We start from the raw sequence: 13,851 nt of genomic DNA, 5'->3' as shown, positions 1-13,851 counted from the left end.
TTTACGACAAATGTTCGCACCCCTCTGGGGTTACACTGCCCGCGTTGGTTGCTTTTGTTAAGGGCGCTGGCTCTTTCGCCATTCATAGAACCTTTTTACAAGCCAATGGCTGCAAAACAGACCAAAAACCAGCAAAAGCCATGTTGGGATCTGTAACAGGTGGTGCTGTGCATTTAAGTCAAGACAATCCCAAACATCTGGTCATTTGTGAGAGCATTGAAACCGGTCTGGCTCTGCTGTCGGGGTTGTTATCAGAGCCCGTTGATTTATGGGCGTCCCTTTCAACCCATGGCATGAGGCATGTGAATTTACCTCCTACAAAAGCCCGTCTCACCATTGCAATGGATGGCGATGATGCGGGTCGTAAAGCAGGTTTTACCCTCGCTGCGCGTGCTTATAGACAAGGCTTTGAGGTCTTTATCATGCAAGCCCCATACGGTCTAGATTTCAATCATGTTTTGATACTGAAAGGTATAAATAAATGAGAGAGAATAAAAACAATATTGTAGAGAACAACAATCAAAATGTTTCATTCAATGATAACGATAATGTTTCTTTAAATGATAAGACTTGTTTAGAAGCTATTTCTTATGAAGTTGCCTTGCAACAAAATGGTTGGGGGGAATTAAAGCCTATCACGGCGGCTCTCTTACCCGTCAAGCCTTTTAATCCATTACAGCTCCCCATGCCATTCATGGATTATGTTTATGACGTTTCAGAACGTCAACAAGCCCCTATGGATTTTATTGCTGTCGCTGCTCTCTGTGCCTTGGCGGCTGTCATTGGTAATGGCGTGCGGGTTGCTCCAAAACAACATGCCAATTGGAAAATTGTTCCTAATCTCTGGGGCGCTCTTATTGGTCAATCATCAACATATAAAACACCAGCCATGAAAGCCGCTTTAGCGCCCATTACTTGCCTTCAAAAGCAATGGTATAAAGAGTGGTTAAAACAGAAAGAAAAACAAGAAATTGAAGAGAGATTTGAAACTTTAGACAAACGAGAAAAGGAAAAACAAGCCCATAAAGCGATCAAAAAAGGAGATCTTGAAACAGCCCGTGCTCTTTTGTCTGAAGCCCCTTCTAAAGATAATACCCATGATGATGATGTCTCTCGTTTTATTGTCAATGATGTGACGGTTGAAAAGCTTGGGGAACTCTTAAAAGAAAACCCCCGTGGTCTCTTAATGGTTCGTGATGAGTTATCTGGTTTTTTAACCAATCTAGAAAGAAAGGAATATCAAACAGACCGTGCTTTTTATCTCACAGCTTTTAATGGAGATGATCAATTTACCTATGACCGTATCGAGCGGGGAACCATTTTTATCCCCCATGTAACGTTATCAATAATTGGAGGCATTCAACCTTCACGAATTATTCCCATCATTCAAGCCATGCACCATGGAATAAACGATGACGGTTTATTGCAACGGTTTCAAATGATTGTGTGGCCCGATGAAAATCAAGAATGGAAATTGATTGATAGACCGCCCAATCAAGAGGGCTGGCAAAAGTATGAAGGTGTTTTTCGCTCTTTCGTGATAAACGATTAGGTTCTCCAGAACACCCGCTGATCATGCGTTTTATGCCAAAAGCACAAGAGAAATTTTATGAATGGTTAGAAAACCTTCATAGAGAAGCAAAAGGGGGTCGTTTCTCCGAAAGCTTACAATCGCATGTTTTAAAAATGCCAAAGACCATAGCAAGCCTTGCGTTAATTTTTGAACTTCTTGATAGTGGTGGTTTTGAAATTGGTCTCTATGCCATTACAACAGCATTGCGTTGGGAAAAATATCTATTAAGTCATGCAAAACGTCTTTATGCGGCGCATGATACATTAACAGCAGAGCGTGCAAAATTAATTGTTGAACGCTGTGATCATTTACCCGATATTTTTACAGCAAGGGATGTTTATAAACGTGATTGGAAATGTTTAACAGACAATCAAACCGTTAAGCAAGCTTTAGAGCTTTTATGTCGTTGTAACTATATTCGTGAAATCTCTGGAGACAATAACTCCCAAGGCGGTCGACCTACCATACGTTATGAATGGCACCCCTTAGTGAAAAGTCATAAGACATCACACTGAGGCAATTTGGAAATCTTATAAAACATTAAACAATATAACAGTGAACCTTTAAAGCACTCCCCATCATTAGTTTTTGGGGGTTATGGGGGTTCTTTTTACCCCCCTTTATATATATTTTTTAGTCAAAAATAAAAGTTATTATATTTCAAGTGGTTAATATTTTACAGATCTAAAAAAACAACCTATATCGACATTACAACCTATAAATTCAACCAATAATATATGTTTTGTAGGTGTTTTGGGGGTTTTAAAAACAGACAAAACCTATCTATAAAATAATTCATAAAACTTATCAAAATACTCATTCTGATGTTTTAAAGTCCATGGTGCATTTGTCTTGATTAACAGGTCAATTAACACATCAAATAAACAGCAAATTTCACTATTTTGCTGATCTTATCCCATGTCATGGGCTGTGGATAAACAGCATTAAAAAAACTTTTGAAAAAAATTTATCCGCTTTTTTAGCATTTTTTCCAGTTTTCTCACTATTCATTCAAAATGGATTTAATAAGCTTCGTTTTGATTCTTTTGAAGAGAATTAATCAATAGAATATATTGTCATGGAGTTTATTCTTTATGCTTCGCCCTCATCATTCTGATCATGAACATGTCTCTTTACGCTCTCTCTTAGAATATTATCGTCAACAAGCAAAATCACCTCGTGAATTGGGAACATTGTTTGAAAATCTTGTCATGGCTTATCTTATGCATGACCCTCTTCATTATGGACGCTATGAAAAGGTAGAAACCTATTATGAATGGGCTGAAGAGCGTGAAGGTTGGAATAAAAATGATATCGGCATTGATCTGGTGGGAAAGCTTCGTCATCAAGAGGGATATGTGGCTATTCAATGTAAATTTTATAAAGCTGACCATCAGATCAGTAAAAAAGATATTGATAGCTTTATCGCTGCATCTGGAAAAGACATCTTTAAATATCGTCTTCTCGTTGATACCACAGAAGTGGAATTAAGTGACAATGTGAATGCCATGATTAAAGGACAAGCGATACCCGTTTATCGTATTGACCTTCGTCATATGGAAAACAGTCGGATAGATTGGCAAATATTTGCAACAAAACAAGAAGTTCTTCTGAAATCAACAAAAGAGCCTCGTCCCCATCAAGAAGAAGCCATCAAGAAAGTCTGTGAAGGGTTAAAAGAAGCAGATCGTGGCAAGCTGATTATGGCATGTGGAACGGGGAAGACTTTCACTAGCCTTAAGATAGCAGAAACCATAGCAGGAACAGGCAAGCGTGTGTTGTTTCTGGTTCCTTCTCTGGCTTTAGTTTCGCAAACAATCCGTGAATGGACAGCCGATGCACAAGTCCCGTTGCGTTCCTTTGCGGTTTGTTCTGATACGAAAGTAGGCAAGCGTCGTAAAAACCAAGATGATATTGTTGGCATGGAAACATCAGATCTTGTTCTCCCTGCTACAACAGATGCGAAAGCCCTTGCCAAAGAAGCTTGTGAAAACCTAGCAGATGCAATGACGGTCATCTTTTCAACCTATCATTCTATCCAAGTGATTTAGGATGCACAAAATACCCATGGGTTACCTGAATTTGATCTGATCATTTGTGATGAAGCCCATAGAACAACTGGTGTTGTGTTGGGAACAGAAAAGCATGAATCTGAATTTATCAAGGTTCATGACAATAGCATTATTCGAGGCAAAAAACGCCTCTACATGACAGCAACCCCAAAGATCTTTAGTGACAAGCTGAAAAGGAATGCTTTCTTATCCAATAACGTTTTGGTGTCCATGGATAATGAAAAACTCTATGGCAAACAACTTTACACTTACAACTTTTCACGTGCTTTAGAGGATAAGCTGTTATCACCTTGTAAAGTTATCATATTAGTTGTCAACGAAGAAGAAGTAAGTCAATCCATTCAACATCTGATTACCGATAAGAATTATGAACTTATTCTCGATGATAGGACCAAGATTAATGGCTGTTATAGAGCCCTTACCAAAATGGATCTGAAACTTGATCTTGAAGATGACCCCAAGCCCATGCGTAGAGCTTTAGCTTTTTGCAAAGATATTGATACTTCTAAACGCATATGCAAAAGATTCAAAAAAGAAAAAGTGCAAGAATCTTTACGCGCTCTTCATAAAAACTATAAAGATACTCCTCCTCTTAACTGTACCCTTGCCCATATTGATGGAACCTTTAGTGCTAAAGAGCGTACAAAACAACTTGACTGGTTAAAGGAAGATGCGGGGGAAAATACTTGTCGTGTACTTACCAATGTACGCTGTCTTTCTGAAGGTGTTGATGTACCCGCTCTTGATGCTGTTCTATTTTTACACCCGCGCAAAAGTCAAATTGAGATTATTCAAGCGATCGGACGTGTAATGCGTCGAGCAGAGGGTAAAAAAAGAGGCTATATCATTCTACCCGTTGGGATACCCGCTGATATTCCGCCGGAAATAGCCTTAGAAAACAACCAAAAGTATAATGTCATCTGGCAAGTTCTCAATGCTTTACGTGCTCATGATGATAACTTTAATAAAATAATTCACCATATGCACAAAAAACAAGACGTAAGCGATGCTCTTGAAATTGTTGCTGCTTCTCAAGAACTTGCGTTAGAAGATACGACCACGGTTATTGATGATTTACCTATACGCTCAAAATTAGAGTATTCAGGACTTAATATTGGGTTAGCAACTTATGAATCCTCTCACACATGTGAAGAACAAGGAGAACTCCCCCTTTTTTCTAAATGTAAAGATGTCATTAAAGCTGCTATTGTTAATAGATTTTACGACCCTAGCTATTGGAAAAAATGGGCAATAAATGTTGGTGATCTTGCTCAAACTCATATCACACGCTTAACTGAGGTTTTGACGAAATCAGAAACTGAAACACGGCGTGTGTTTAATGATTTTATGACCGAATTACGTAGTAATTTAAATACAACTATCTCTGAACAAAATGCGATTGAAATGCTTGCGCAACATCTTGTGACGCGTCCAGTCTTTAATGCTTTATTTGAGGGGCATCAGTTTGTTCAAGAGAATCCCGTATCTTGTGCTTTACAACGTGTACTCAATGTCCTTGATAAAGTTACCCCTAAAGAAGAATCTCAAGATCTGAACAATATTTCTAGGAGTATACAATTTTACACGCGTGGAATTACCAATCTTGAAGCACAACAAAGTTTAATTGTAGAGCTTTACAATGAATTTTTCCGTTATGCTTTTCCGCGTACAGTAGAAAAATTAGGAATTGTTTATACTCCCATTGAGGTTGTTGATTTTATCATTCATTCTGTTGATGATGTGTTGCGTCATGAATTTGGAAAAAGTCTAGGATCACGTGGTGTTTCTATTCTTGACCCTTTTACGGGTACTGGGACCTTTATCACACGGCTATTACAATCCAATCTCATCAAACCAGAGGATATGGAATATAAATACCGTTATGATATCCACGCAAATGAGATTGTCTTGCTAGCCTATTACATAGCAGCCATTAATATCGAAGCAACCTATCATGGTCTTATGAAAGGAAATTATATCCCTTTCAAGCATATTGGTTTGACTGATACGTTTCGAATGATTGAAAAACAAGATCTTATGGAAGGTATACTCAAAGAAAACAGTGAATATTTGGAACATCAGAAAAATTTGACTATCGAAGTTATCTTCGGCAACCCGCCTTATTCAACTGGTCAAAAAAGTGCTAATGATAATGCGAAGAATACCCCTTATCCCATATTAGATAATCGTATCAGTGAAACTTATGCTGCTCAATCTGAATCAATCAATATGCAAGCACTTTATGATAGCTATATACGAGCAATTCGATGGGCTAGTGACCGTATAAAAGATTGTGGTATTATTGGTTTTGTGACAAACGCAGGGTTTATTAATGCATGTTCTTTAAATGGTTTAAGAAAATGCCTCGTTAAGGAATTTAGCAGCCTTTATATTTTCCATTTACGGGGTAATCAACGAACCTCTGGAGAACTTTCGCGAAAAGAAGGTGGTAAGATTTTTGGTTCTGGATCACGGGCTCCCATAGCTATCTCTATTCTCATAAAAAATCCAGAATCTCAACAGCGTGGGAAAATATATTTCCGTGATATTGGAGATTATCTCACAAGAGAAAAAAAGCTTAAGACAATTAAAAAATTTGGTAGCATTGATGGTATTACACAGAGCAAACAAGGTTGGCAAATAATTATACCGGATAAGCATAATGATTGGCTTGGTCAACGTGATGACAGTTTCAAGACATTCCTAGCTTTAGGTGATAAGAAACCTCATAGTAAAAAACTGTTTGAGATTTATTCTTGTGGTCTAAAAACCAATCGTGATGCTTGGGCATACAATGCAAGCAATGAAACTCTCGCGAAGAATATGAGTAATATGATTACTTTCTACAATAGTGAAGTGGAGCGTTTTAATGGTGTTTATACACATGATAACGGTAAAACACGTACTAAAACTGTAGATAATTTTGTTAATGCCGATGAAAGCAAAATTAGTTGGAGTATTAATCTTAAGAAACATTTAACTAAAGGAAAGATTTTTGAATTTGAAGATACATGCCTTATTCAAAGCCTATATCGTCCTTTTACACAACAATGGCTCTATTACAATCGTGCCTTTAATGAAATGGTTGCCCAAATTCCATGTATATTTCCAATGGGGCAAGCGGTTGAAAATAGAGTAATACAAATTACAGGTACGGGAGCAAAGAAAGATTTTTCTGTTATTATGACTAAGAATGTGCCTGAATTTCAAGTGATGGAGAATAGTCAATGCTTTCCAAGATATATCTATGAAGATGCTACGGTTTCAAAAAGTAAAAGTGAGAAACAAACCCTTTTATTTACAGACTCTATAGAGGAAAACAAAACTGTTGGTTTACAGAGGCATGATGCCATTACTGATGAAGGATTAGCACATTTTAAAGCAGCTTATCCTAATGAAAAAATCACTAAGGATGATCTATTCTATTATGTTTACGGTATACTTCATTCGGAAGATTATCGTGCCCGTTATGCTGATAACCTCTCTAAAGAATTGCCTCGTATCCCGTGTGTAAAGAGTGCTGATGACTTTTGGAAATTTGTAACAGCAGGACGTGAACTAGGTCATTTGCACGTGAATTATGAAGATGTAGAGCCTTATCCCGTGATCTTTAAAAAGGGTAATCCAAAACAGACAGAAATCTCTAATCTCGAAAAATTCTATTATGTGACTGAAATGAAATTCGCAAAAATTAAGAATAGTAAGGAAAAGGATAAATCGACTGTTATTTACAATAGCAATATTACCATAACAGATATCCCTCTTGAAGCTTATGAGTATATCGTCAATGGCAAGCCTGCTCTTGAATGGGTTATGGGGCGTCAATGCGTTAAGACTGATAAAAAGAGTGGTATTGTCAATGATGCCAATCGCTATGCTGTTGAAACCGTTGGCAACCCTGCCTACCCTCTAGAGTTATTTCAGAGGGTTATTACCATAAGTTTAGAGACAATGAAAATCGTTAAGAACCTACCAAAACTAGAAATTAGAGAAACTGAATAACTTATAAAGCATGCTCACATAATGGGCATGCCAATCTTATTAAAGCCGCTTATGTATTAGTTTAACTAACAGTCTATTTTATCATCTGTTATGAGATAAACTAAGATAGGAAATAATTATGTTATCAAGATCTCTTTAATGGACTTTTGTAAATTCTTTAAACGTATCATCTTGTGAGTTGATTACCTATAATCTTAAAAGGAATAATTTATCATGCGTTATTCTAAAAAGAAACCATTTGCACTTTTAGATACTCTTATTTGGATTGCTTTAAGACTTTTAATAAATCCCATCTTAAAGTGAATACGCTTCTTTTACATTGCCTTTAAAAGATTATACCGTAATCTAAAATGATAGCTTTATTGTTATCAGAAGCTTTGTTTAAAGAGAGTTATGTATATTCATTTTCTTATATTACTTATAGGTTTTGAATGTTTCTCAAACCCCCAAAACACCTACAAAACCCTCTTAAATATATATTAAAGATTGTATTTATGTTTTGTGTTTAATATAGGTTGTTTATTTGAAAGATTAACTTATTGAAATATAATGACTTTTATTTTTTATTGAAAAATATGTAAAGGGGGGAGCGTAAAAAGCACCTCCAAAACCCCCTAAACCTCCAAAACTCATAACCATAATGGTCTTGATAGCATCTATTATGATTATAATCCCTTTCTTTTGAAAGGCTTAAAGGATCATATGCTTTTCATAAAGCACATTTTAATCATTCACTAAAATCATAAGATTCGTCTGTTAAATAAACTGACATAACCGATAAAATAGACAAAAGCCCATAAAAAGTAATTTTAATAATCTATGAAATAATAGGCTGTTTCATTAAAATCTTGCACCAAAACCATGATCAGAGCCACACTACTGTTGAGTTTCTCAACTAGTGATCAAGGCTTTGGAGCGCGTCTTATTTTCTAAATTTCTGAAATCTTTTCGATATTTTTTAGGTGCTATTTCTTGTCTTTTTTTCCGATAAAATTGACTATTTTCTCTTTCCACGAGCGGGGTTGCTCCTTGCTGGTAACCTCTTGTGGATCATCAAGCTTTTCTGCCACCTGTTTAATCAAAGCGTAACTCACTTGCTTCACCTTTGCTACTTCTTTGGCTAAAGCTAATGCACGTTCAAGGTGGGTTTTGTTGATGCTCTCGTCAAAACCTAGGTGATCACCTGCCGTAAAGCTTTGCTGATAAGATTGTAAGGTTTCAGCATCACCCAACAAAGCAAGAGCGCCAAGATGAAGTAAAGCATAATGTGCATCGTTTGCTTCAGACGTGGTGCTTTTTTCCCAAGGAGCAGCGCCATAATCAGAGCGAAGTCTTTCAGAAAGGTCAATGTCTGTTACCGCCCATTTTAGCGCGTCATCAAGTGCTTGCTTTAAGCGATCCGCAGTAACTTCTGGTTCAAAGATTTCTAATCCCTTTGCTTCAAAATTAAGCTGTATATCTGGAATATCTTCCGTGTGGGTAGGATCAATGAATTTACAAGCGGTGGAAAGAATGCCAGTACTAATCATAAAAGCGCTATCAAATTGTGGGTAATCTTTGGCAATTTCGTCGTTATAAAGAATGTCTACTTCACGATCAGCCAATTGATAGCTTGCCATATGGTCATTCTCATTGATTTTCTCAGTTGACCAGCCTAGGCTTTTTAAAAGTGCATGAGCACTTTCCATGGTGAGACGATCATCAGTGTCATCCGCTTCATCCACTTCCTCTGCCGCTTCAACAGCAGTTGTTTTAGAAGCAACAGATGCTGTTTGCGGATCCAAGCTCAAAATCGGAGCGTTTTTAGGAAAACCAGTCCGATAACGGCGTGCAAGAGCAAGGACGTTATCAATAATATGTGCTATGTTTTCCCTTATCAAAGCTGAAAAGTTTTTATCCTTCAAACTTTCCTTATAAAATTTGAGTTTTTCAACATCCCCAATAAGAATAAGTGCAATAAGGTGCAACTTCGCAAAATCATATTCACTGTCTGGGGACAAAGCCGCATAATCATAGATGATTTGATTAACATTTTGTCGATCAGCCCAGCACAAAATATCCGCACTGATCTGTTTCAGCTTGCCTTCATCCAATTCAGTACTAGAAACTGCATAAACTTCTTCTGATTCTTTAAGAACGGTATATTGGGGAGTATTGATGAAAATAGATCGATAAGCTGTAGAAAAACCAAGTGTTGAAAGAGAAACCTTGAAGGTAACAAATGGTGTCTCTCCGTTTTTATCAAGGTTGTACACTATATTAATGATACGATCTTTCTTTATAAAATAAGCATTGCAATTGTAATTTTTATCACGATAGACTGTCCAGTCCATCCTTTTTAAGTCTTCAGAAACTGTATTAAGAAAAGACAAATCTTGTAAACTAAGACGATCATCTATAGCTTTTCGCTCATTAAGGATTTTCAGATATTCTTCAGCAAATTGAACGGCCTGGTTAATATATCTCTCTACTTCACGGTCATCCAAAATTTCAGAAATCGTACCTGCTTCTAAAAAATTTTGATAAGATTTCAGAACATCAATTTGACCTGTCAATGCTAAACAAGCCAAATGCCAGACTATACGTATATTGTAGCTATACTTTTGAACACGTGTTTTGCTTTCTATTGATGCTTGTAAATCTTGGGCATGTGCCCACTGTATTATCCGCTCAGAGATTTTGATAAGCTCTTGCTCATCTAATGTCTCTACACAAATATCAATGCCTTTACCAAAACCACTAAAAACCCCCCCCCCAATCGTATTAAAAGAATTATAAATATTTTTAGGAGAAACACACCAATATTCCTTACTATAGTGAATACAATTGCAAGCGACAGAAATCATTTCATTAGATATTTCAGCTTCAATACGGACATTGTAATTATCATGAAGACGTATAAAACCAAAATCAAATTGAATAAAGCGGTCGGGCAAAATCAACCACATTTTTCCAGGTTCCGTTGAAAACCACCCTTGTGTTTTAAGAACGCGCATTGCTGCTGTGAGACTTATCGAGCGCTGTTTTGGCTTCTTGCGCGTTAGAATATCGTCTAATTCCCCATTTTTATAGGCCTGTGCAAAAAAAAGCAGGCGATCATCCGATGTCATTGTTTTATAATCAGCAAATTCTGGCACAGATAGTTTTGGGGTAGATCTATCACTCCTTAAAGCCTCCATATCACCAAGTAATGCTTGTGCAACGGCAGAATGATCAGCAGCTTCCTCGCACAACTTTTTTTCAATATCCTGTGCTTGCGCCCATGCAACCACTTTGTTTAAAGCGGTTGTGATATGGCTTTCGGAAAGATCCGGAGCTTTAACATTAAAATCCTCCTTCGCGTAAAACAGCACATCTCCATATTTACGCTGTGATTTTTCACCTCTAGAATATTCCCAGCCAAGACAATAAGCAGCGGTGGTGAGATCAGCCGAAAGCAAAAACTCTTTGCCACTCTCTCCATAATTTTTTACACCATAGCCAATGCCAATAATGCGATCGGGAAGATGATAATGCGCAAAAGTATCACCCACGTTATCACGATAAGGCTCCCAGCCCAGTCTTTTTAAAATCTCTGTGACATCTTTAGTTTGCATCATCATTCCCCCAGCATGATCTGTAATTCTTTTACATAAAAATTACTTGTGTAATACTTAGGCTCTCTAGAAAGACTATATATTTCCTCACTATCAATTTCACCTCTTCCATAGTTTTTTCCAAAAACTCTTGTAAAAAGGGATAGGTTGCGGAGTGGGAGTGTGCTCAATCTTTTCAATCGGTTGATCACCATCAGGTATCTCAGCTCCCACGCTTTCTTTAATTCTTTTGCAAAGGAATTCATAAAAATTACTTGCGTAATATTCGCAATCTTCAGATGGAAGCATGACATAGAGTGGGCATTCACCATCCCGAAACTGCGTATAATCAAAGTAAAAAGTCTCACCAAAATCTGTTCTACTTACGATAAGCTGTTCTGGTGTCGCAAAACCCCTTTTTCTATTATTTAAGTTGCGGAAAACAATATCACCAGCAGCAATACCTATTCCACAATCCCTATAAACGCTACAGATTTCATAACCTCCAATTTCTCCTCCTTTATAATTTTTTAAAAAACTCTTATAAGAAGATGTGAATTGTAAACCGAGAGCTTTCTCCGCCTTTTCAATCAGTAGATCATCAACTGCATTTTCTGCAGTACCCAAATTGATAATCTCATCATCATATTTATTCACTTTATCAATTAATACTGCAACATCAGCTAAGGTATAGGTTTTCATGGATGATCCTCAAAACGTGCGTTATAAACGCTCCATATTTCCACTATCAATTTCACCTCTTCCATAGTTTTTTCCAAAAGCTCTTGTAGAAAGGGATAGGTTGCGGAGTGGGAGTGTGCTCAATCTTTTCAATCGGTTGGTCACCATCAGGTATCTCAACTCCCGCGTGTACTTTAATTCTTTTGCAAAGGAATTCATAAAAATTACTTGCGTAATATTCGGACTCCTCATCCGCAAACATGACATAGAGTGGGCATTCACCATCCCGAAACTGCGTATAATCAAAGTAAAAGGTTTCATCAAGATCATAACTCACAACGAGCTGTTCTGGTGTCGCAAAACCATGTTTTCTATCGAGTAAGTTTTGGTAAACAATATCACCAGCAGGAATACCTTCCCCACAATCTCCATAAAGGCTATAAATTTCTTCACCACCAATTTCTCCTCCTCCATATTTTTTTAAAAAAACTTTGTAAGAGGATGTGAATTGTACGCCGAGAGTTTTCTCCGCCTTTTCAATCTGTAGATCATCCGTTTCATTCTCTTCATCATCTTCACTACCAAAATTAATAATCTCATCATCATATTTATTCACTTTATCAATTAATACTGCAACATCATCTAAGGTATAGGTTTTCATAAATCTTCCCCTGCGTGCTCTTTAATTCTTTTACAGAGAAATTCATAAAAATTACTTGCATAATAATGTGACGCTCCAGATGGAATCTCGACGTAAAGTGGGCATTCACCATCCTGAAACTGAGTATAATCAAAGTAAAATGTTTCACCAAAATCAGTTCTATTCACGGCAAGCTGATTTGGTTTTGCGAAACCATTTTTTATATCCGTCAAATGATAGAAAACAATATCACCAGCAGGACACTTATCAAAACTTGCGTTATAAATGCTAAATATTTCATAACCTCCAATTTCTCCTCCTTTATAATTTTTTAAAAAGTCTTTATAAGAAGTTGTAAACTTTACACCAAGAATTTTCTCAGCTTCTTCAATCCTTTCATTACTAACCGCATCCTCTGCAGTGCCAAAATCAACAATATCACTATATTTCTCAACCAACTCTGCAACATCATCTAAGGTGTAAGTTTTCATAATTTGTTCTCCTATAAATTGTTATTTTTTAATTTTTGTATCTTTCGGTTTATAACATTCAGCACATAACATCCAAAGTTCTTCTCTCAACTTTTTAAACAAATCTCTATCAATATCTGATCCCATTTCCTTAGGCCTATTATGAAGGATACGATGATATTTTTTATGAAACTCGTTTGTCACCATTGCTAGAGGACCATCATGTGTTTGCAATATGTGATGGAATTCAATGGATTTATCATCAAATCCTATGGGCGCTCTTCCTGCTGTCATCTTTTCAATATTTGTACCTTCTACTTCTTTCCCTTTTTCTATCCAAGTAACAATTCGGTAAGGATTAAACAGCTTTTCACTCTCATAAACTTCATATTTTTGAGTAATTATTTCTCCTTTGTGAGGTATTTCAAGCTCAAAAACAGTGGATTTTCTGTCTGACCATAAATGTTCTCCTTGTGTGAAATATTGAGTTTTAGCAATTTCATCTCTGATTTTTTCCGTTGATTGAGCAATGTCTTTTTCTGGATAAATATCTTTTATTTTATTTCTGACTTCTTCAATTGTCTGAGAAGCTTTGTTTCCTGTTTGCTCATGAACTGCAACAGCTTTATCGCTTATTTTTTCCGTTGATTGAGCGATGTCTTTGCCTGCTTTTGCAGCCGTTACCTCAGTCTTAGCAGCAAATTTAGCCAGAGCCTTTTCGCCAAGCTTTATGGCTCCCTTGGCTGCTCCAGCAACTCCTGTCATTAGGGATGCTGTTTCAGTCAATAATTTTCCAAATTCAAGTCCAGCTTTAAAGGATCCACCAGCACCGGCTCGC

The 13,851-nt window shown here is 36.9% G+C and carries 6 protein-coding genes and 2 pseudogenes; 3 read left to right on the top strand and 5 right to left on the bottom strand.

Annotated features, from left to right (window positions below):
* The 3 genes and pseudogenes from PVV63_RS09010 to PVV63_RS09000 form a co-directional block, all read left to right on the top strand.
* Positions 1-485: toprim domain-containing protein (locus PVV63_RS09010; RefSeq protein ID WP_273791577.1), on the top strand; the 485-nt coding region annotated here is incomplete at its 5' end.
* Positions 482-2,088: pseudogene (locus PVV63_RS09005) on the top strand (YfjI family protein). The gene PVV63_RS09010 and the pseudogene PVV63_RS09005, both read left to right, overlap by 4 nt.
* A 579-nt stretch (positions 2,089-2,667) precedes the next feature.
* A pseudogene (locus PVV63_RS09000) lies at positions 2,668-7,647 on the top strand (DEAD/DEAH box helicase).
* A gap of 965 nt (positions 7,648-8,612) precedes the next feature.
* Here the strand turns inward: PVV63_RS09000 and PVV63_RS08995 are convergent.
* The 5 genes from PVV63_RS08995 to PVV63_RS08975 form a co-directional block, all read right to left on the bottom strand.
* A complete protein-coding gene (locus tag PVV63_RS08995) occupies positions 8,613-11,243 on the bottom strand; it encodes a DUF6990 domain-containing protein (protein WP_273791576.1) in 2,631 nt (876 codons plus the stop codon).
* Between the two features lie 99 nt (positions 11,244-11,342).
* Positions 11,343-11,924, bottom strand: a complete 582-nt coding sequence (locus PVV63_RS08990) for an SMI1/KNR4 family protein (protein ID WP_273791575.1) — start codon at positions 11,922-11,924, stop codon at positions 11,343-11,345.
* A 52-nt stretch (positions 11,925-11,976) separates the two neighbouring features.
* Entirely contained in the window at positions 11,977-12,564 is a 588-nt protein-coding gene (locus tag PVV63_RS08985) for an SMI1/KNR4 family protein (protein ID WP_273791574.1), read from the bottom strand.
* A complete protein-coding gene (locus PVV63_RS08980) occupies positions 12,561-13,034 on the bottom strand; it encodes an SMI1/KNR4 family protein (protein ID WP_273783967.1) in 474 nt (157 codons plus the stop codon). The genes PVV63_RS08985 and PVV63_RS08980 overlap by 4 nt, the downstream gene beginning before the upstream one ends.
* 21 nt (positions 13,035-13,055) lie before the next feature.
* Positions 13,056-13,851 (bottom strand): HNH/ENDO VII family nuclease (locus tag PVV63_RS08975; RefSeq protein WP_273791573.1); only part of this gene is annotated, 796 nt, incomplete at its 5' end.

Origin of the sequence: Bartonella sp. CM31XJBT (genome assembly GCF_028618555.1) — a bacterium.
In the GTDB taxonomy this organism is placed as follows: domain Bacteria; phylum Pseudomonadota; class Alphaproteobacteria; order Rhizobiales; family Rhizobiaceae; genus Bartonella.
The sequence above is the reverse complement of the archived record's forward strand: the minus strand, read 5'-3'. Positions and strand labels throughout refer to the sequence as shown.